Genomic DNA, 19,897 nt, shown 5'->3' on the forward strand with positions numbered 1-19,897 from the left:
GCCCCCCGGCGGTTCCGAAGCGCCCTCAGATCCCGGCGTAGATCTGCGCCAGCCGGTCCACCGCGGCGCCCGAGGACATTTCCTCGCTCTCGCCCGTGCGGCGGTTGGTGAGTTCGACCTTGCCCGCCGAAATCCCGCGCGGCCCCACGGTGATCCGCCAGGGCAGGCCGATCAGGTCCATGGTCGCGAATTTCGCCCCCGCCCGCTCGTCCCGGTCGTCGTAGAGCGGCTCGAGCCCCCTGGCCGACAGATCCCGGTAGAGCGCCTCGCAGGCGAGGTCGGTCGAGCTGTCGCCCTGCTTGAGGTTCACGATGCCCGCATGGAAGGGCGTGACGCCCTCGGGCCAGATGATGCCCTTGTCGTCGTGGCTGGCCTCGATGATCGCGCCCAGAAGCCGCGAGACGCCGATCCCGTGCGAGCCCATGTGAACGGGCACCCGGCTGCCGTCGGCGGTCACCACGTTGGCGCCCATCGGCTCGGAATATTTGGTGCCGAAATAGAAGATCTGCCCCACCTCGATCCCGCGCGAGCTGCGGCGGCGCTCTTCGGGGATCTGGCCGAAGACCGCCTCGTCATGGGTCTCGTCGGTCCGCGCATAGGGCGCGGTCCATTCCTTCACGATGGCCTCGCATTCGGCGCGGTCGTCGTAATTCACCACCCGGTCGCCGAACTTCAGGTCGGTGATCGCCGCATCGTAGAACACCTCCGACTCGCCGGTCGAGGCCAGCACGAGGAACTCGTGGGTATTGTCGCCGCCGATCGGGCCCGAGGCCGCGCGCATCGGGATCGCCTGCAGCCCCATCCGCTCGTAGGTGCGCAGGTAGCTCACCATGTGGCGGTTGTAGGCATGGATCGCCGACTCATAGTCCAGATCGAAGTTGTAGCCGTCCTTCATCAGGAACTCGCGGCCCCGCATCACGCCGAAGCGCGGGCGGATCTCGTCGCGGAACTTCCACTGGATGTGGTAGAGCGTCAGCGGCAGGTCCTTGTAGCTCGACACATGGCTGCGGAAGATGTCGGTGATCATCTCCTCGTTCGTGGGCCCGTAGAGCATGTCGCGCTTGTGGCGGTCGGTGATGCGCAGCATCTCCTCGCCGTAATCGTCGTAGCGCCCGCTTTCGCGCCAGAGGTCGGCCGGCTGCAGCGTGGGCATCAGCAGCGGGATGTGACCCGCGCGGATCTGCTCCTCGTGCACGATCTGCTCGATGCGCTTGAGCACCTTGAAGCCGAGCGGCAGCCAGGAATAGATCCCCGCCGCCTGCTGCTTGATCATGCCGGCACGCAGCATGTAGCGGTGGCTGACGATCTGCGCCTCGGAAGGATTCTCCTTCAGGACGGGAAGGAAGTAGCGGCTCAGGCGCATGGGGGCCCCGTGTCTGTTCGGTGGACGTTCGGCAAGGGGTTTAGGCGAGGCAGCGGGGGCAGGCAAGCGCCGCCCGCAGGCGCCCGCGCCCTTCCGCCCGCGCTTTCCGCCGCGGCCGCCCCGCCGGGGCGCGCGCGGACCGGCCCGGACCGGGCCGAAGCCTCCCGCCCGTCCGGGAGCCTGCCTGTTGGGGGCCTGCCCCCGCCCGTCTCTGCGTCGGCGCCTCCCGCCCGCGCTGCTCGGGCGCGGGAGGCCGCGGCACCGGCCGCTTCGGAGCCGCCCCGCCCCGGCCCTGCCGCCCCCCGTTCGGAGGGTCCGCGCCGCCCCGGCGGCGGGGGCCTTCCCGGAGCGGAGGTCTCTCGCGACACCCGCTCCCGCTGGCCGAGCCCTTTCCCTTGCATGAACCGGGGCCATGGGCCATTTCTGCGGGACATCACCGAGGTATCAGGCATGGCCCTTCCGATCAGCGATCAAGCCAAGTGGTGGGGGCTCTCGACCCTCGTGTTCCTGCTCGTGCTCTGGCTGCTGGGCGACGTCATCCTGCCCTTCATCGTCGGCGGCGCCATCGCCTATTTCCTCGATCCGATCGCCGACCGGCTCGAGCGGGCGGGCCTGAGCCGCGTGGCGGCCACGGCCCTCATCTCGGTGGCGATGCTCCTCGTGGTCGTGCTGCTCGTCCTGTCGGTCATTCCGACGCTGGTAAGCCAGCTCACCGCGCTGATCGACGCGGCCCCCACGATCTTCCGCCAGCTCCATTCCTTCCTGCTCGATCATTTCCCGCAGCTCTCGGACGAGACGAGCACGGCGCGCCAGACGCTCCTCTCGATCGGCGACACGATCAAGGAGCGCGGCGGCGAGGTGGCCAATACGCTGCTGACCTCGGCCTACGGCGTCATCAATGCCATGATCTTCATGGTGGTCGTGCCGGTGGTGAGCTTCTACCTGCTGCTCGACTGGGACCCGATGGTGGCCAAGATCGACAGCTGGCTGCCGCGCGACCATGCGCCGACGCTGCGCCGCCTCGCACGCGAGATCGACGAGGTGCTGGCGGGCTTCGTGCGCGGCCAGATCTCGGTCTGCCTCGTGCTCGGCACCTTCTATGCCGTGGCGCTGGCGGCGGTGGGGCTGCAGTTCGGCCTCGTGGTGGGCGCCATCGCGGGGGCCATCACCTTCATTCCCTATGTGGGGGCCCTGATCGGCGGCGCACTGGCCATCGGCCTTGCCCTCTTCCAGTTCTGGGGCGACTGGCTCTCGATCGGGCTCGTGGCGGGGATCTTCGCGCTGGGCCAGTTCCTCGAAGGCAACGTCATCACCCCGCGGCTGGTCGGCGGCTCGGTGGGGCTGCATCCGCTGTGGCTCCTGTTCGCGCTCTCGGCCTTCGGCTCGATCTTCGGCTTCGTGGGGATGCTGGTCGCGGTGCCGGTGGCGGCCGCCATCGGCGTGCTGGCGCGCTTCGGCATAAGGCAATATACGAGCTCGCGCCTCTACCGCGGCACCCATCTGCTGACCCCCGAGGACGAGACGTGAAGGGCCAGCTTGCCTTCGACCTGCCGATCCGCCCGGCGCTGAGCCGCGAGGATTTCTTCATCTCTCCCGCCAATGCGCTCGCGCTGGCGAGCCTCGACGGCTGGCGCGACTGGCCGCGGGGCAAGATGGTGCTGGTGGGGCCGCGGGGCTCGGGCAAGACCCATCTCGCCCATATCTGGGCGGCCCAGGCCGAGGCACGGCTCATTCCCGCCGAGGCGCTCGCGCGGGCCGATCTGCCGGCGCTGGCCGCCGACGGGGCGGTGGCGGTCGAGGATGCCGAGCGGCTGGGCGGCGACCGCGCGGCCGAGGAGGCGCTGTTCCACCTTCACAACCTGATGCTCGAACGCGCGGGCGCGCTTCTCATCACCGCGGCCGGCCCGCCGCGCGACTGGGGACTGGGGCTCGCGGACCTCAAGAGCCGGATGCAGGCCGCCTCCGTCACCCGGCTCGAAGCGCCCGACGACGCGCTCCTCTCGGCCATGCTGGTGAAGCTCTTCACCGACCGGCAGATCGCGGTGCCGGGGATGCTCGTCCCCTGGCTCGTGGCGCGGATGGACCGGTCCTGCGAGGCCGCCCGGGCGCTGGTCGCGGCGCTGGACGCGCGCTCGCTGGCCGAGCGGCGGCCGATCTCGCGCCAGATGGCCGCAGAACTTCTCGGATTGACCGCCACAGACTGAGATCCGTCGCATAACCGTCACAAGAAGCGGGCAAACGGACCCGAACCGAGGCTGAGAGCATGACACCGGCAGATTTCCTGAGAGCCCCCTTCCCCGATCCCGTCACCCTGCCCGAGGAGGAAGTCTCGGGACCGAGGCGCTTCTTCAACCGCGAGCTCAGCTGGCTCGCCTTCAACTGGCGCGTCTTGGACGAGGCCGGCAATCCGCGCGTTCCCCTGCTCGAACGTCTGCGCTTCCTGTCGATCTCGGCCACCAACCTCGACGAATTCTATACGGTGCGCGTCGCGGGCCTGCGGGCGCTCGTCCGGGCGGGCAACCTCATGCTCTCCGAGGACGGGCGGACGCCTGCCGAGCAGCTTCAGCTCATCAACGCCGATGCGCGGCGGCTGATGCAGACCCAGCAGACGGTGTGGAACAAGCTGCGCCGCGAGATGGAGGAGCAGGGGATCTCGATCCTGACCCGCTCGAAGCTCACCGCCCGCGACCTGCGCCACCTCGAGGATCATTTCCTCTCGAAGGTCTTTCCGGTGCTCTCGCCGCTGGCCATCGACCCGGCCCACCCGTTCCCCTTCATCCCGAACACGGGCTTCACGCTCGGGCTCGAACTCGAGCGCATGTCGGACCGCCGCCCGCTTCAGGCCCTGCTGCCGATCCCGCAGCAGATCGCCCGCTTCATCGAGCTGCCGGCGAAGCCCGGCGAGCACCGTTTCCTGCCGCTCGAGGAACTGCTTCTTTTGCATCTGGGGATGCTCTTTCCCGGCTACAGCGAACGCGGGCACTGCGCCTTCCGCGTGCTGCGCGACAGCGACCTCGAGGTCGAGGACGAGGCCGAGGATCTGGTGCGCGAATTCGAGACCGCGCTGAAGCGGCGGCGCCGGGGCGAGGTCATCCGCATGAAGATCTCGGCCGGTGCGCCGAAGGAGCTGCATGCCCTCATCATGGAAGAACTCGGCGTCACCTCGGACGAGGTGATCGAGGTGCGCGGCCTGATCGGCGTGGCCGACCTGAAGGAGCTGGTGATCTCGTCGCGCGCCGATCTGCTCTGGCCCGCCTTCACGCCGCGCGTGCCCGAGCGGCTGGCCGACCACGAGGGCGACATGTTCTCGGCGATCCGGCAGAAGGACATCCTGCTGCATCACCCCTACGAGACCTTCGATCTCGTGATCCGCTTCCTCCAGCAGGCGGCGAGCGATCCGAACGTGCTGGCGATCAAGCAGACGCTCTACCGCACCAGCTGGGACAGCCCCATCGTCTCGGCGCTCTGCGAGGCGGCCGAGGCGGGCAAGTCGGTCACGGCGCTGGTGGAGCTGAAGGCCCGCTTCGACGAAGCCGCCAACATCCGCCAGAGCCGACGTCTGGAACGGGCGGGCGCGCATGTGGTCTATGGCTTCATGCACCTGAAGACCCACGCCAAGATCTCGACCGTGGTCCGGCGCGAGGGCGACAATCTCGTGACCTACACCCACTACGGGACGGGCAACTACCACCCGATCACCGCGCGGGTCTACACGGACCTCTCGTTCTTCACCTGCGATCCGGCCCTCGGGCGGGATGCGACCAAGATCTTCAACTATCTCTCGGGCTACGTTCAGCCTGCGGGGCTCGAGAATGTGGCGATCGCGCCCATCACCCTGCGCGGCCGCCTGCACGAGCTGATCGCGGCCGAGGCCGACCATGCCCGCGCCGGCCGCCCGGCCGAGATCTGGCTCAAGGTCAATTCGATCATCGACCCCGAGCTGATCGACGCGCTCTATGCCGCCAGTCAGGCCGGCGTGAAGATCAGCCTGATCGTGCGCGGGATCTGCGGGCTGCGCCCCGGCGTGAAGGGCCTGTCGGACAATATCCGGGTGAAGTCGGTGGTCGGACGCTTCCTCGAGCACAGCCGCATCGTCTGCTTCGGCAACGGATCGGGCCTGCCCTCGAAGAAGGCGCGGGTGTTCTTCTCCTCGGCCGACTGGATGGGCCGCAACATGGACCGCCGGGTCGAGACGCTGGTCGAGGCGCTGAACCCCACGGTGAAGGCGCAGATCGTGGGGCAGATCATGGCCGCCAACCTCGCCGACGAGTCGCAGAGCTGGCTGCTCCAGCCGAACGGCCGCTATGTCCGTCCGCCGGTCGCGGCCGACGAACCTCTCTTCTCCTGCCACGCCTTCTTCATGGAGAACCCCTCGCTGTCCGGCCGCGGCACGGCCGGCGCCAAGGACGTGCAGCGCCTCGCCACGTTGCGCGACGAGGGGCCGCTGTGAGGCAGAGCCGGCAGACGGCCGGCCGCACCGCGGAGGCGGGTTCGCTTCGGGCGGTCCGGCCCGCGGCCTCCGCATTCGGCATTGACGGAGCCTCCTCAGCCATTACCTTGACCGCAACCAAAGCGGGAGATGTGCCGTGAACGACCTCCCGGATCCGCATGACGAGTTCGGCCCGTTGGGCAGGCCCCTGTTCGAAGACCCGTCGGCCCGCGCGCTCTCGCGCGTGGGGGTTGTGGATGTGGGCTCGAACTCGGTGCGCATGGTCGTCTTCGACGGCGCGGCCCGCAGCCCCGCCTATTTCTTCAACGAGAAGATCATGTGCGGTCTGGGTCAGGGGCTGGCCGAGACCAACCGGCTGAACCCCCGCGGCCGCGAGCGGGCGCTGGCCGCGCTGAAGCGCTTCGCGCTGCTGGCGCGCGGCATGAAGGTCACGCCGATGATGGTCGTCGCCACCGCCGCCGTGCGCGAGGCCGAGGACGGGCCCGAGTTTCAGGCCGAGGTCCTGCGCGAGACCGGCCTCCGGCTCTGGGTGATCGACGGCGACGAGGAGGCGCGGCTCTCGGCGCAGGGCGTGCTTCTGGGCTGGCCCGACGCGCGCGGCATCGTCTGCGACATCGGCGGCAACTCGATGGAACTGGCGCGGATCGGCGACGGCAAGGTCGGCCGCCGCGTGACTTCGCCGCTCGGGCCCTTCCGCCTCCAGCAGGTCAAGGGCACACCCAAGGAGCGGCAGGCCCATATCTCGGGCATCATCAAGGGGCTGAAGGAGACGATCCAGCCCGACCACGACCGGATCTATCTCGTGGGCGGCTCGTGGCGCGTGATCGCCCGCCTCGACATGGAGCGGCGGGGCTATCCGCTGACGGTGCTGCACGAATACCGGATGATGCCGCGCTCGCTGATGGAGACGCTCGACTGGATCGCGGCGGGCGATCTGGCGGCGCTGCGCGTGCGCACCGGCACCTCGCCCGAGCGGATGGAGCTTGTGCCTCTCGCCGTCGAGGTGCTGCGCGAGCTGATCCGCATCTTCCGGCCGAAGGAGATCGACGTCTCCTCCTACGGCATCCGGGAGGGTCTGCTCTACGAGCAGATGCCGCCCCGGCTCCGCGCGCGCGATCCGCTGATCGAGGCCGCGCGCATGGCCGAGGCGACCTCCGCCCGCAGCCCCGGCTTCGGCAAGAAGCTGCACCAGTTCCTCTCGCCGCTCTTCAAGAACGCCCCCCCCGACCGGCAACGCCTCATCCGGGCCGCCTGCCTTCTCCACGACACGACATGGCGCGCCCACCCCGACTACCGCGCCGAAATGTGCTTCGACAACGCGACCCGCGCCAATCTGGGCGGGCTCGATCATCCCGGCCGCGTCTTCCTCGGGCTGGCCCTCCTCCACCGCTACAAGAACTCGCGCTCTGGCTCGCGGCTCGAACCCTTGTTCCGGCTGCTGAGCGAGGAGCAGATCCTCGAGGCGGAGGTGCTGGGCAAGGCCATGCGTTTCGGCTCGATGTTCTCGATCGAGGATCCGAGCACGGCGGGCAGCCTCAAGTTCATGCCGAAGAAGAAGATCCTCGAACTGACGCTGACGCCCGAGGGTGCGGCGCTCTACGGCGAGGTGGCGCAGGCGCGGTTCAAGTCGCTGGCGGCCGCGCTCCATGCGACGCCGCAGGTGAAGACCAGCGGATGATGCAGCTCGACCATGTGGCGATTGCGGCCACCGATCTGGCGGAGGGCACCGCCGCCGTCGAGGCGGCTCTGGGCCTTTCCATGGGGCCGGGCGGCGCCCATCCGCTGATGGCCACGCACAACCGGCTGCTGGGGCTGGGCGACAGCTACCTCGAAGTGATCGCGCCCGACCCGGCGGCGCCGCGCCCGCCCTTCCCGCGCTGGTTCGACCTCGACCGGTTCGAAGGTCGCCCCCGCCCCTCCAACTGGATCCTGCGCTGCGCGGATCTCGACGCGGCGCTGGCGCTTTTGCCCGAGGCGGGCCGCCCGCTGGAGTTGCGCCGCGGGGACCTGCGCTGGCGGATGGCCGTGCCCGAGGACGGGCGGCTGCCGTTCGACAATCTCTTCCCGGCGCTGATCGAATGGCAGGGCAGCCCGCCGTCTCTGCCCGATGCGGGCCTCAGGCTCGCGCGGATCGAGATCCGCCATCCCGAGGCCCCGGCGCTGGCGCGGCGGCTTGCGCCGCTTCTGGCAGACGACCGCGTGGCCTTTCTGGCCGACGAGCTCCCCGCGCTGCGCTTCACGCTGGACGGCCCGCAGGGCCCGCGCCTGCTCGCATGACCCGCACCCCGGAGCTTTCCCGATGATCCGTCCCGCTGTGGCTGCGGATGTGCCCGCCCTGCTTGCGATCTGGAACCCGATCATCCGCGACACGCTGGTGACCTTCAACGCCGAGGAGAAATCGGCCGACGAGCTGCGCACGCTGATCGCGGCGCGGCCCGCGTTCCTCGTGGCGGATCCGGGCGAGGGGCCGGTGGGCTTTGCGAGCTACGCCCAGTTCCGCGGCGGCGTGGGCTACCGGCACACGATGGAGCACACGATCATCCTCGGGCCTGCGGCGCGTGGTCGCGGGCTCGGGCGCGCGCTGATGACGGCGATCGAGGATCATGCGCGGGCGGGCGGCACCCATTCGCTCTTTGCGGGCGTGAGCGCGGGCAATCCCGAGGGCCGCGCCTTCCATGCGGCGATGGGCTTTGCCGAGACGGCGGTGCTGCCGCAGGTGGGCTACAAGTTCGGCCGCTGGCTCGACCTTGTGCTGATGCAGAAATTCCTCTCCTGACACCACCGGATCGGCGGTTTATGCTGGCCTCATGTCGATCTGGACCCGCATCACAGACGCGCTGGCCGCCCTCGCCTCCGGCGAGAGCCTGTCGGCCGTGCTCGACCGCCTGCGCACCCCGCCCGAGCGGTCGGTGGCCTTCACCATTGCCGTGATCGCGCTCGGCGCGAAGATGGCCAAGGCCGACGGGCAGGTGACGCGCGACGAGGTGGCGGCCTTCCGCGAGATCTTCGCGATCCCGCCGGGCGAGGAGGCGAACGCCGCCCGCGTCTTCAACCTCGCGCGGCAGGATGTGGCGGGCTTCGATTCCTATGCCCGCAAGATCAAGGGGATGTTCCGCGGCGACGACCGGATCCTCATCGATCTGATGGAGGGGCTCTTCCACATCTCGGTGGCCGACGGGAGCTATCATCCCGACGAGGACGCCTTCCTGACCGAGGTCGCCCGGATCTTCGGGATCGGCGACCGCTGCTTCCGCGCCCTGCGCGCCCGCTTCGTGAGCGATGCGCCGCGCGACCCCTACGACGTGCTGGGGGTCGAGCATGACGCGCCGATCTCGGAGGTGCGCAGCGCCTGGAAGCAGGCGGTGCGCGACTGCCATCCCGACCGGATGGTGGCCCGCGGCGTGCCGGAAGAGGCGGTGAGGCTCGCCGAGCGGCGGCTGGTCGACATCAACCGCGCCTGGGAGGAGATCAGCGCGAAGCAGGCGGCCTGAATGGCCCGCCCGCTGCGCATCGCCACCTACAATGTCGAATGGTTCAACGGGCTCTTCGACGACCACGGGCGGCTCAGGACCGACAACGAACTGTCGGGCCGCTACGAGATCACCCGCCGCAACCAGATCGAATCGCTGGGCATCGTCTTCACCGCCCTCGATGCCGACGCGATCATGGTCATCGAGGCGCCGAACCAGAGCCGGCGCCGCTCGACGGTGAAGGCGCTCGAGACCTTCGCGCGCACCTTCGGCCTGCGCGCCTCGCGCGCCGTCTTGGGCTTTCCCAGCGAGACCGAGCAGGAGATCGCGCTCCTCTACGACCCCTCGCGCATCGAGGCCCATCACGATCCGCAGTCGAGCGCCAGGGCGCCCCGGTTCGACGAGGTGTTCCGCTTCGACATAGACGTGGATGCCACGCCCGAGGCCATCCGCTTCTCCAAGCCGCCGCTCGAGCTTGCGCTCAGGGCCGACGGCCATCCGCTGCGGGTGATCGGCGTCCATGCCAAGTCCAAGGCCCCGCACGGCGCGCGCAACCCGGCCGAGGCGGTGCGGATCGGCATTCAGAACCGCCGCCAGCAGCTGGCCGAATGCGTCTGGCTGCGCAGGCGGGTGGCGGGCCTCCTCGCGCGGCACCAGAGCGTGATGGTGATGGGCGATTTCAACGACGGCCCCGGTCTCGACGAATATGAGAAGCTCTTCGGCCGGTCGGGGATCGAGATCGTCCTCGGGCTCGAGGAGCCTCCCGAGTTGCGCCTGCACGAGCCCCACGCGCGCATGGCGCTCACGCAGCGGGTGGGCATCCAGCCCAGCTCGGCCCGCTTCTGGCTCGCCCCGGAACAGCAGTATTTCGAGGCCCTGCTCGACTTCATCATGGTCTCGGCCGATCTGGCGGCGAAATCGCCCCGCTGGCGGATCTGGCACCCGCTGAACGATCCGAACTGCTTTCGCACCCCCGAATTGCAGCAGGCCCTCCTCGCAGCCTCGGACCATTTCCCGGTCACGCTCGACATCGACCTCTGACGCCTCCCGGCGCTGCGCTCTAGGCCAGGAGGTCTTCGCCGGCAAAGCCTCCTCGACCGTGCCCCTCCCCGGCGGCGCATCCGCGGCGAGAGGACGATTCCGTCGCCCCCGCCCCTATCGGGCGCGCGACCCCGGCAAGCCGGATTGCGCCCGGCCACCTCCCGCGCCCCGCGACGCGCAGCCGCTGCGATCCGGCGGGCCTTGCGCGCGGGGCGGGAAAGACGGAAGGTGCGGGCGACGGTTCCCGGAGGAAGCTCCGGGCGAAGAGGGAATGCGGTGCGGGCCTGACAGGCCCCAAGCCGCGACTGCCCCCGCAACTGTAGGCGGCGAGCGCGTCCCATCATGCCCACTGGCCCAGGACAGGCCGGGAAGGGCGGGACAAGCCCAGACCCGCGAGTCAGGAGACCTGCCGTCGACGGACCTGTAACAGCCGGGCGGGGTGTCCCGGGCGCAGGGCGCGTGCGCACGGGCGCCGCCCCTCCGCCTGCCCGCTCCCAAGATGCGCGGAGGGCGCGATGATCGTGACGCGGAACGGACGGACCTACAGCCTCACCGAATGCCGACACCGGAAGGAACCCTGCCTGAAGGGCCTCGCGGTGGTCGAGCATCTGGCCAGCTCGGCCCGATGCACCCAAGGGCTCATGGGACCCGACTTCGAAATGCAGGGCTGCGTGCGGCTCACGGGCTGCATCCGGCCCTGCACGGCGCTCTTCCGGCTAACGGCGGGCGGGCTCCAGCTCTTCTGCGACCTCGAGCCCGGAGACTGGTCGCCGGGCCTCGTGCGGCTGGCCGAGATGATCGAGGGCGGCGGCTCCTTCACCGGCACGCTGCCTGCCGAACCCGCGGCCATGGTGCTCGCCTCGGCGCCGGAGCCCGCGCCCGAGCGCGCCGCCCCGGCCCGCCCGCTCCCGCGGGAGGCGGCACTGCATTGACGCTGGCGGCGGGCCTCAGGGCGCCTGCGGAGGCGATCCGCCGGGCGCGGGTGGCGGGCCATCTGGGCGAGTTCCTGCAGGGCCGCCTCGGGCCCGACGGGCCGCTCGCGCTGGTGACCCTGCCCTGCCCCGGCCTCGGCGCCGAGGCGATCCGGGCGCCGGGTCCGCTGGCCCTCGACCAGCCCGGGGCGCAGATGCTGACGCTGCCCGCGCTCTGCGACCTGCTGGCCTCTGGCGGAGCCGCGCCGGACGGCCGCTTCCGCCTGACGCTCGACCTGCCGCCGGGCGGCGGGGCGGGCGCCTCGACCGCGGCGCGGGTGGCGCTCCTCCATGCGGCAGGCGTGACCGATCCGGCCACCGTTGCCCGCGCCTGCCTCGCCTCGGAAGGAGCGAGCGATCCGCTGATGTTCGACCGGCCCGAGCGGCTGCTCTGGGCCTCGCGCGAGGGGCGGGTGCTGGCAGAGCTGCCGCCCCTGCCGCCGATGGAGCTGGTGGGCGGCTTCTTCGGTCCCGCCCGGCGCACCGATCCGGCCGATCTCGCCTTCCCCGACATCTCGGACCTTCTCGAGGGCTGGGGCGCGGCCGACCTCGCGGGCGTGGCGCGCCGCGCGAGCCTCTCGGCCGCGCGCTGCCTTCAGCTGCGCGGCCCGGCGGAGGATCCGACCGCGGCCTTGGCCCACGGTCTCGGCGCGCTCGGCTGGGCCATCGGCCACACCGGCCCCGCCCGCGCGCTGATCTTCCCGCCGGGCGCCGTTCCGCGCGGGGCGGCCGGGGCATTGCGGGCCGCGGGCTTTTCCCGCATCACGCGCTTCCGCATCGGCGGAGCCTGAGGAGGGACCATGCGCGATCACGGCGGCAATCTCGACAGCGCGGCGGCGCTCTTTGGCGGGGCGGTCGAGGACTGGCTCGACCTCTCGACGGGGATCAACCGGGTGCCCTATCCGATGCCGCGCCTGCCCGCCCGCGCGCTGACCGCCCTGCCCGATGCAGCGGCCGAGGCGCGCCTTCTGGCCGCGGCGCGCGTGGCCTTCCGCACAGAGGCGCCGATGCTGGCCGTGGCCGGGGCACAGGCGGCGATCCAGCTCGTGCCGCGGCTCACCCCGCCCGGACGGGCGCGCGTCCTTGGCCCCACCTACAACGAACATGCGGCAAGCCTCCGCGCCGCGGGCTGGCAGGTCGAGGAGGTGAGCGAGCTTGCGGCGCTCGAAGGCGCCGATCTCGCCGTGCTCGTCAATCCGAACAACCCCGACGGCCGCCGCCACCCGCCCGAAACCCTCCGGGCGCTCCTGCCCCGCGTGGGCCGGCTTCTGGTGGACGAAAGCTTCGGCGATCCGCTGCCCGATCTGTCGCTCGCTCCCGAGGCCGGCGTGCCGGGGCATCTGGTGCTGCGCTCCTTCGGCAAGTTCTACGGGCTGGCGGGGCTGCGGCTGGGCTTCGTGCTGGGAAGTGCAGAGGATGTGGCGGCGCTGGCGCGGATGGCGGGGCCGTGGGCGGTCTCGGGCCCGGCCATCGCCGCGGGAACCGTGGCCCTGGCCGACCGAGATTGGGCGGAGACCACGACCGCGCGGCTCGAGGCCGAGGGGCCGCGGCTCGATGCGCTGGCCGCCCGGATGGGCTGGCGGCTGGCGGGCGGGGCGCATCTCTTCCGGCTCTACGACACGCCGGATGCCCGTGCGGCGCAGGATCACCTCGCCCGCGCCCGGATCTGGAGCCGGATCTTCCCCTGGTCGGACCGGCTGATCCGCCTCGGCCTGCCGGGTGGCGAAGCGGAATGGGCGCGCCTCGACGCGGCCTTCGGCGAAGGGATGCGGTAGAGGGCCGCTCCGGGAACGGGCCCATCTCCCCATGGACGCCGCGCCGCAGGCTGCCTCCGCCCGGGCCTCAGCCCTCCGGTGTGCCGCCCGAGAAGTTGCGATAGAGGAAGCGGTCGGCCCCCGCCTCCGCCTCGGCCCCCGCGAGCGAGAAGAGCTGCGCATGGAGCGGCGACTTGGCGCAAGCCGGGTCGGTGGCCGCCGCATCGCCCGCCAGCGCGAAGGCCTGACAGCGGCAGCCGCCGAAATCCTCCTCGGCATGGATGCAGGACCGGCAGGGCTCCTGCATCCAGCCGGTGCCGCGGTAGAGGTTCAGCGCCTCGGACCGCTGCCAGATCTCGGCCAGCGGCGCCTCGCGCACCGAATCGAACCGGAGCCCGGTGATCGTCTCGGCGGCGTGGCAGGGCAACACCTTGCCCGAGGGCGAGATGTTGAAGAACTGCCGCCCCCAGCCGCCCATGCAGGTCTTGGGCCGCACCGCGTAATAGTCCGGGATCACGTAGTCGATGGCGAGCACGCCCGAGAGCCGCGCCTGCGCCTCCTCGACGATCCGCGTCGCCTCGTCGAGTTGCGCGAGCGTCGGCATCAACGCCGCGCGGTTCTTCAGCGCCCAGCCGTAATACTGCACATGCGCCACCTCGAGCCGCTGCGCGCCCATCTCGACCGCCATCTCGACGATGCGCGGCAGTTCGTCGAGGTTCTGGCGGTGCATCACGGCGTTGAGCGTGAGCGCCATCCCCTCGGCACGCACCCAAGCGGCGGCCTCGATCTTCTTCGCATGGCCGCCGCGGAAGCCGCCGATCCGCTCGGCCACCGGCGCGCTTGCGCCCTGCAGGCTCACCTGCACATGGGCAAGCCCGGCCTCGGCCAGTTCGGCCACCTTGGCGCGGGTGAACATCACCGCCGAAGTGATGAGGTTGGTGTAGAGCCCCGCCCGGTCGGCATGGGCCACGAGCGCGACCAGATCGCGCCGCACCAGCGGCTCGCCGCCCGAGAAATGGATCTGCAGGACGCCGAGCGCCGCCAGCTCGCCGATCACCCGCTGCCAGTCCTCGGTCGAGAGCTCGCGGCTCGCGGCCTCCAGCTCCACCGGGTTCGAGCAGTAGGGGCATTGCAGCGGGCAGCGGTGGGTGAGCTCGGCCAGCACCGCCATCGGCAGCGCAGGCGCGGTCGGGGCGGCCGGTGCGGGCGCGGCGAAGGCGTGGTCGTCCATCACGCGGCCTCCCGGTCGATCAGATAGCCGCGGTCGGCCAGATCCTGCAGCAACGCCAGCACCTCGCGCGCGATGACGCCGGGCTCGGCCACATATTTCCGCTCGAAAAGCGCCGTCAGCCCCGCTACCGTCTCCTGCCCGTCGCAGGCCTGCAGGATCTCGACGCAGATCTCGTCGGGCGTCATCACCCGCTCGGGCACCAGAAGCACCCAGTGCTGGCGGCTCTGGTCGAAGCGCAGCCGGGCATGACGGGCGAGCTGCGGCACGCTTTCGGGCGAAAGCTCGAGGCGGCTCATCGCATCTCCTCCGGCACGAAGGCGCCGGGCGGGACATGGCCCAGCACATAGGCATGGTGGAGCGCGTCGAGCTGGGTCCAGAGCACCTGCGTCTTGAAGATCAGAGCGTTGCACACCGCCGCGCGCTCCTCGGGCGTGCGGGCATGATCGCGGACATAGCGCAGCGCATAGTCGGCGTCGCGCGGAGCCTGCGTCAGGCGGCGCTGGAAATAGGCCATGACGGTCGGATTGATGAAATCGTAATGCGACAGCATCCCCGAGATCCGGGTGGCATGGATGTTCGGCGCGAAGAGCTCGGTCAGGCAGGAGGCGATGGCCTCGAGCGGCGAGCGGTCGCGGACGAAATGGACGTAAGCCTCGACCGCAAAGCGGGTGGCGGGCAGGATGCCCTCGGTCGATTCCACATAGGCCCGGTCGAGCCCCAGCCCGTCCGTCAGGATCAGCCAGCGGTCGATCCCGCCCTCGGCCCCCTCGGCGCCGTCGTGATCCTCGAGCCGGTGGCGCCACTCGATGCGCGTGGCGCGGTCGCGGAAGCGCGAGATCACCACCGCATCCTTCACCGGGATCGTGCACTGGTAATAGTAGCGGTTCAGCGCCCAGGCCTGCACCTGACCCTTGGTGAGCTCGCCCCCGTGCAGCATGTGGTGGAACGGGTGGCGGTCGTGGTAGCGGGCCGCGCCGATCTCGCGCAGCCGCTCTTCCATGGCGTCGGCGCTTTCCAGCGGGCGGGCGGGCGACAGGCTCGTGCTCAGGTCGAGACTCATGCGACGAACTCCATTCCGGGGGCGGGAACACACCAACCGGCACGCTCGGCCTCGGCGCGCTCCGGCGAACCGGGCATCAGGACCGGGTTCGAATTGTTGATGTGGACGAAGACCTTGCGCGAAATGCCCAGAGGATCGAGCGCGGCCATCGCGCCCGCGGGCCCGCTCATCGAGATATGGCCCATGCGCCGCCCGGTCTTCTGCGACAGGCCCGCGCGGATCATCTCGTCATCCTGCCAGAGCGTGCCGTCGAAGAAGACGAGATCCGCCCCGGCGAGCCGGTCCGCCAGCGCGGGCGTGACCTCGGCGCAGCCGGGCAGGATGAAGGCGCGGCGGCCGCCGGCAGACAGCTCGAGCCCGATGCTGTCGCCTTCCGCCGCCCCCTCCTCCTCGCGCCAGAGCGCGGGCTTGCCGGGCACAGCGAAGCTCCGCACCGTGAGGCCGGAGGCGCGTCCGCAGGCCAGCACGGGCTCGAAGGGCGTCTCGGGCCGCATCGGGCGGCGCGGCACGATCTCGGGGCGCAGGACGCCGAAGATCGGGTTCGCGGCCAGCACCTCCAGCACGTCCGGATGGGCATGGATGGCGAAGGGCCAGCCCTCGCGCAGGGTCAGCAGCCCTGCCACCGCATCGACCTCGGCATTGGTGAGGATCACGCCCGCGATGGGCGAATGGCGCAGCCCATGGCGCGGATGCAGGGCCGGAGTGTCGAGGATCTGCTGGCGCAGATCGGGCGAGGCATTGACGAGAAACCAGCTCTCGCCGTCCGCGCTGGCCGCGAGCGCGCACTGGCCGTTGCGGAGCGCAGGCTCCGCGCGCGCGGCGCGGCAGCCCGCGCAGTTGCAGTTCCATTGCGGCAGGCCGCCGCCTGCTGCGGAGCCGAGGACGATGATCCGAAGCATCGCAGCAGGCTCCACTCGTTACTTGCGCTTGGCGCAGGAATACATGTTGATTTCCATCCCCACCGGGGTCTCGTCGTAACGCGGGGTCTTCCAGGCCATGGGATCTCCTCCTCCGTGATGGCGCCGCTCCGGGGCGGCTCCTTCGACTATCGGGGCTGCGTCAAATGGTCGCCAGCTATGGAGAGGATAGGCGCCGCCTATTGCGGCAGCGCAGCGGAAACCATGCTGCGGCAACAGCTTATCCGCCCCCCCCGGACTGGCGCCGAGGGCGGATGGCGGGGCTGGCGGCACAGGAGCGCAGGCCCCTGCGAGGCAGAGGCAGGGTCGCGTCAGGGCCGGGAGAGCAGGGCCGGCAGCGGCTCGATCGGGGGCAGCCGCATGGCGCTGCCTGCCGCCTGCAGCGCCGCGACGACGGCCGCGTGCCGGCCGGTCCGGTGCTGCGCAGGCTGGATCAGCGCCACGATCCGGCGCGGCTCGAGCCCCGCATGATAGAGCCGCACGCCCGGCGACGGCCCCACCGACAGCGCCGGCACGATGCAGATGCCGAGCCCCGCGCGCACCATCGAGAGCGCGGTCTCGAAGCTCCTGACCCGCGCCGTCATCCGGTTCTGCGGCAGCATGTCCGAGAACCAGCTCTCGATCCGGCGGCTGTGCTGGGTGCCGAAGGCGATCTGGATCGAGGCGCCGAGGATCGCCTGCGCCTCGGGGGCCAGATCCTCGATCCGCGCCACACAGCCGAGGTCGAGCGACTCGGGCACCGCGAGCACGGTCGGATCGGCCATGATCGGGATCTGGAGAAAGCCGGTGCTCGCCTCCGAGATCGAGTTGGCGGCGAGAAGCCCGATGTCCGCCTGCCGCGAATAGAGCATCTCGAGCACATCCGCGGGCGCGCCTTCCAGCAGGTCGCATTCGGCGGTGCCGTCGAGATCCATGTGCCGCAGCGCCTCGGGCAGGATCGTCCGCAGGAGCGATTCGACCCCTGCGAGGCGCAGCGGATGGCGCTGGCCGCTGCCATAGGCGGCGAGCGTGTCCTCCAGATCCTGCATCCCGCGCAGCACGGGCTCGGCCTTGCGCAGCATCAGGACGCCCGCCTCGGTCAGGATCATCCGGTTCGACCGGCGCACGAAGAGCGGATAGCCGAGGCTCTGCTCGAGCCCGATGATCTGCTGCGACAGCGAGGGCTGCGTGATGCCCAGAAGCTTCGCGGCCCCGGTCAGCGACTGCGACTGCGCCACGGCCCAGAAGGCCTTCAGCTTGCGGAAGGTCAGTTCCGGCCCCGCCTGCACCCCGACCCGGAGATCGGAGGGGGCAGGCTCCTCGCGCACGGCCTTCTGCATGTCCGGTCCTCCCTCCCGTCGGGCCAGAGTGGCAGCGGCGGGCCCCGGCGTCTGCCCCGACGAAGGGTGGAGGCCGCTCCCCGGAACTCTTCGGCGGCCGGCAGGGCACAGGCTCCTGACAGCAGGGCCTCCGAACTGCGCCTGCCGCGTCCGGGCCGCGCGGCATGCGGACATCGACCGCGCCTCTCCTGTGCCGTGTCCGGGCCTCCCGGCATCCACGTCGGCTTGCCCGGTCCGCAGGCGAGGCCTCGGGAGCGTGCGGTTCCTCGGCCGCCGGAGGAGATGCCCTCGCGGTCAGCTGTCGAGGCGGCGGCGATGCTCCGCCTCCTGCGCCGCCACGTCGGGGGGCAGCGCGTCGCCGAAATCCTCCATCTCGTAGAGAGGCCGGATCTCGATGTCTGAGGGGCCGGGCATCGGATTGGGGCAGCGCTTCACCCAGTCGATCGCCTCCTCGAGATCGCGCACCTCCCAGAGCCAGAAGCCCGCGACCAGCTCCTCGGCCGGGCCGAAGGGGCCGGGTGTGACGCTGCGGGACTTGCCGTCGAATCGCACGCGCGCCCCGTGGGCCGAGGGCTTCAGCCCGTCGCCCGCCTTCAGGATGCCGGCGGCCATCAGCTCTTCGTTGAAGCGGCCCATGGCCTCGAACATCTCGGGTTCGGGCATCAGGCCCGCCTCGCTGTCTCCGGTTGCCTTCACCATGACGATGACGCGCATGGCCCTCTCCTCCCCTGCTGCACGGAAACAGCATCGGGGCACGGCGGCCTCTGGCCTAGCCTTTTCTCGCGGCGCATCCGATCTTGGCAAATCGCGGCCGACCGGCGAGAACCGGGGGGGCAAGAGGATGCCCGAAGGAGACGCCCATGCCCGCCGTGATGATCCAGGGAACGGGCTCGGACGTGGGCAAGTCGCTGCTGGTGGCCGGGCTCTGCCGGGCCGCGCGGCGCCGGGGCCTGTCGGTCGCGCCCTTCAAGCCGCAGAACATGTCGAACAACGCGGCCGTCACCGCCGACGGCGGCGAGATCGGGCGGGCGCAGGCCCTGCAGGCGCGCGCCTCCGGGCTCGAGCCGCTGACCGACATGAATCCGGTGCTGCTGAAGCCCGAGAGCGATCACGGCTCGCAGGTGATCGTGCAGGGCCGCCGCGTCGGCACGCTGCGCGCCCGCGACTGGTTCGAGCGCAAGCCCGCGCTGATGGCGCCCGTGCTCGAGAGCTTCGCGCGGCTGACGGCGGCGCACGATCTGGTGATCGTCGAGGGGGCGGGCAGCCCGGCCGAGGTGAACCTGCGCCGGGGCGACATCGCCAACATGGGCTTCGCGCGCACGGCCGGGGTGCCCGTGGTGCTCGCGGGCGACATCGACCGCGGCGGCGTGATCGCCCAGCTTGTCGGCACGCAGGCGGTGATCGATCCCGAGGATGCCGCCATGATCGCGGGCTTCCTCGTGAACAAGTTCCGCGGCGACGTGCGGCTCTTCGATGAGGGCTACCGGCTGATCGAGGCCCGCACCGGCTGGCGCGGCTATGGCGTGGTGCCCTTCTTCCCCGAGGCGGCTCTCCTGCCTGCCGAGGATGCGCTGGATCTGGGGCGCCCCACCGGGCAGGGCGCGCTGACGGTCGCATGGCTCGCCTTCTCGCGCGTGGCCAATTTCGACGATCTCGACCCGCTGAAGCAGGAGCCGGGGCTGACCGTGCGGATGGTGCGCCCGGGCCAGCCCATCCCGGCCGAGGCCGATCTCGTGATCCTGCCGGGCACGAAATCGACGCGGGGCGATCTGGCCTTCCTGCGGGCGCAGGGGTGGGACGTGGATCTGCGCGCGCACCATCGCCGCGGCGGGCGGGTGCTGGGGATCTGCGGCGGCTACCAGATGCTCGGGCGGAGCGTGGCCGACCCCGAGGGTCTGGAGGGCGCGCCGGGCGTGACCGAGGGGCTGGGGCTTCTCGACGTCGAGACGGTGATGCATCCCGACAAGCGGCTCACCCGCGTGGCGGGGCGGCACCGGGCCAGCGGGGCCGAGCTCACCGGCTACGAGATCCATATCGGCGCGACCGAGGGCCCCGACTGCGCCCGCCCCTTCGCCGAGATCGAGGGCCGCCCGGAAGGGGCCACCTCGGCCGACGGACGGGTGGTCGGCAGCTACCTCCATGGCATGTTCGGCGCCGATGGCTTCCGGCGCGCCTTCCTCGAGAGCCTCGGGGCCGCGACCTCGGATCTCGCCTACGATGCGCGGGTCGAGACGGTGCTCGACGCGCTCGCGGACCATCTCGAGACCCATGTCGATGTGGCGGGGCTGCTGGCGCTCGCCCGCTGAGACGCCGGCGCGCCT

20 protein-coding genes and 1 riboswitch are annotated in these 19,897 nt (G+C 71.0%); of the genes, 12 read left to right on the top strand and 8 right to left on the bottom strand.

The annotated features are described in order from the left end of the window. Window positions 1-25 precede the first annotated feature (25 nt). Window positions 26-1,363 carry a proline--tRNA ligase gene (gene proS / locus RSP_RS12230; RefSeq protein WP_011338481.1) on the bottom strand — a complete coding sequence of 446 codons (1,338 nt, stop codon included), beginning with the start codon at window positions 1,361-1,363 and terminating at the stop codon, window positions 26-28. 450 nt (window positions 1,364-1,813) lie between these two features. On the opposite strand from proS, the gene RSP_RS12235 reads away from it, so the two are divergent. The 11 genes from RSP_RS12235 to cobD all read left to right on the top strand — a co-directional run bounded on the left by RSP_RS12235 (window position 1,814) and on the right by cobD (window position 13,070). Further along, entirely contained in the window at window positions 1,814-2,890 is a 1,077-nt protein-coding gene (locus tag RSP_RS12235; protein WP_002720964.1) for an AI-2E family transporter, read from the top strand. Beyond that, window positions 2,887-3,567, top strand: coding sequence for a P-loop NTPase family protein (locus tag RSP_RS12240; protein WP_002720965.1), 681 nt, complete (start codon window positions 2,887-2,889; stop codon window positions 3,565-3,567). Before RSP_RS12235 ends, RSP_RS12240 begins: the two co-directional genes overlap by 4 nt. Window positions 3,568-3,626: 59 nt before the next feature. Then, entirely contained in the window at window positions 3,627-5,813 is a 2,187-nt protein-coding gene (locus RSP_RS12245) for an RNA degradosome polyphosphate kinase (protein ID WP_011338483.1), read from the top strand. Window positions 5,814-5,949: 136 nt separating this feature from the next. Then, window positions 5,950-7,491 carry a Ppx/GppA family phosphatase gene (locus RSP_RS12250; RefSeq protein ID WP_011338484.1) on the top strand — a complete coding sequence of 514 codons (1,542 nt, stop codon included), beginning with the start codon at window positions 5,950-5,952 and terminating at the stop codon, window positions 7,489-7,491. Continuing rightward, on the top strand, window positions 7,488-8,090 hold the full coding sequence (locus RSP_RS12255; RefSeq protein ID WP_011338485.1) for a VOC family protein: 603 nt from the start codon (window positions 7,488-7,490) through the stop codon (window positions 8,088-8,090). Before RSP_RS12250 ends, RSP_RS12255 begins: the two co-directional genes overlap by 4 nt. A gap of 22 nt (window positions 8,091-8,112) precedes the next feature. Continuing rightward, the gene (locus tag RSP_RS12260; protein WP_011338486.1) at window positions 8,113-8,589 is read left to right on the top strand and encodes a GNAT family N-acetyltransferase; all 477 of its coding nucleotides are present in this window, start codon (window positions 8,113-8,115) and stop codon (window positions 8,587-8,589) included. A 31-nt stretch (window positions 8,590-8,620) separates the two neighbouring features. Then, window positions 8,621-9,304 carry a molecular chaperone DjiA gene (locus RSP_RS12265; RefSeq protein WP_002720970.1) on the top strand — a complete coding sequence of 228 codons (684 nt, stop codon included), beginning with the start codon at window positions 8,621-8,623 and terminating at the stop codon, window positions 9,302-9,304. After that, a complete protein-coding gene (locus tag RSP_RS12270; RefSeq protein WP_011338487.1) occupies window positions 9,305-10,324 on the top strand; it encodes an endonuclease/exonuclease/phosphatase family protein in 1,020 nt (339 codons plus the stop codon). 221 nt (window positions 10,325-10,545) lie between these two features. Beyond that, window positions 10,546-10,752: riboswitch (cobalamin riboswitch) on the top strand. An 87-nt stretch (window positions 10,753-10,839) separates the two neighbouring features. Continuing rightward, complete coding sequence (locus RSP_RS12275) at window positions 10,840-11,256, top strand: hypothetical protein (RefSeq protein ID WP_011338488.1); 417 nt, start codon at window positions 10,840-10,842, stop codon at window positions 11,254-11,256. After that, window positions 11,253-12,086: an L-threonine kinase BluE gene (bluE, locus tag RSP_RS12280; RefSeq protein WP_017139952.1), complete on the top strand. Its 834-nt coding sequence runs from the start codon at window positions 11,253-11,255 to the stop codon at window positions 12,084-12,086. Before RSP_RS12275 ends, bluE begins: the two co-directional genes overlap by 4 nt. A 9-nt stretch (window positions 12,087-12,095) precedes the next feature. After that, complete coding sequence (gene cobD / locus RSP_RS12285; protein ID WP_011338490.1) at window positions 12,096-13,070, top strand: threonine-phosphate decarboxylase CobD; 975 nt, start codon at window positions 12,096-12,098, stop codon at window positions 13,068-13,070. Between the two features lie 67 nt (window positions 13,071-13,137). Here cobD and pqqE read toward each other — a convergent pair whose 3' ends face one another. The 7 genes from pqqE to RSP_RS12320 all read right to left on the bottom strand — a co-directional run bounded on the left by pqqE (window position 13,138) and on the right by RSP_RS12320 (window position 18,290). Beyond that, window positions 13,138-14,280, bottom strand: a complete 1,143-nt coding sequence (gene pqqE / locus RSP_RS12290) for a pyrroloquinoline quinone biosynthesis protein PqqE (RefSeq protein ID WP_011338491.1) — start codon at window positions 14,278-14,280, stop codon at window positions 13,138-13,140. Beyond that, the gene (gene pqqD / locus RSP_RS12295) at window positions 14,280-14,576 is read right to left on the bottom strand and encodes a pyrroloquinoline quinone biosynthesis peptide chaperone PqqD (RefSeq protein ID WP_002720976.1); all 297 of its coding nucleotides are present in this window, start codon (window positions 14,574-14,576) and stop codon (window positions 14,280-14,282) included. Before pqqD ends, pqqE begins: the two co-directional genes overlap by 1 nt. Continuing rightward, complete coding sequence (pqqC, locus tag RSP_RS12300; RefSeq protein WP_011338492.1) at window positions 14,573-15,340, bottom strand: pyrroloquinoline-quinone synthase PqqC; 768 nt, start codon at window positions 15,338-15,340, stop codon at window positions 14,573-14,575. Before pqqC ends, pqqD begins: the two co-directional genes overlap by 4 nt. Then, window positions 15,337-16,239 carry a pyrroloquinoline quinone biosynthesis protein PqqB gene (gene pqqB / locus RSP_RS12305; protein WP_002720978.1) on the bottom strand — a complete coding sequence of 301 codons (903 nt, stop codon included), beginning with the start codon at window positions 16,237-16,239 and terminating at the stop codon, window positions 15,337-15,339. The genes pqqC and pqqB overlap by 4 nt, the downstream gene beginning before the upstream one ends. A gap of 18 nt (window positions 16,240-16,257) precedes the next feature. Then, window positions 16,258-16,338 (bottom strand): pyrroloquinoline quinone precursor peptide PqqA, encoded by an 81-nt coding sequence (pqqA, locus tag RSP_RS12310; RefSeq protein WP_002720979.1) that lies wholly within the window; start codon window positions 16,336-16,338, stop codon window positions 16,258-16,260. Window positions 16,339-16,568: 230 nt separating this feature from the next. Next, window positions 16,569-17,576 carry a LysR family transcriptional regulator gene (locus RSP_RS12315; protein WP_002720980.1) on the bottom strand — a complete coding sequence of 336 codons (1,008 nt, stop codon included), beginning with the start codon at window positions 17,574-17,576 and terminating at the stop codon, window positions 16,569-16,571. A gap of 294 nt (window positions 17,577-17,870) precedes the next feature. Further along, complete coding sequence (locus RSP_RS12320; protein ID WP_002720981.1) at window positions 17,871-18,290, bottom strand: YciI family protein; 420 nt, start codon at window positions 18,288-18,290, stop codon at window positions 17,871-17,873. Between the two features lie 146 nt (window positions 18,291-18,436). Between RSP_RS12320 and RSP_RS12325 the strand changes: the two genes are divergently transcribed. After that, complete coding sequence (locus tag RSP_RS12325; RefSeq protein WP_011338494.1) at window positions 18,437-19,882, top strand: cobyric acid synthase; 1,446 nt, start codon at window positions 18,437-18,439, stop codon at window positions 19,880-19,882. Window positions 19,883-19,897 lie beyond the last annotated feature (15 nt).

Origin of the sequence: Cereibacter sphaeroides 2.4.1, assembly GCF_000012905.2 — a bacterium.
Taxonomy (GTDB): Bacteria; Pseudomonadota; Alphaproteobacteria; order Rhodobacterales; family Rhodobacteraceae; genus Cereibacter_A; species Cereibacter_A sphaeroides.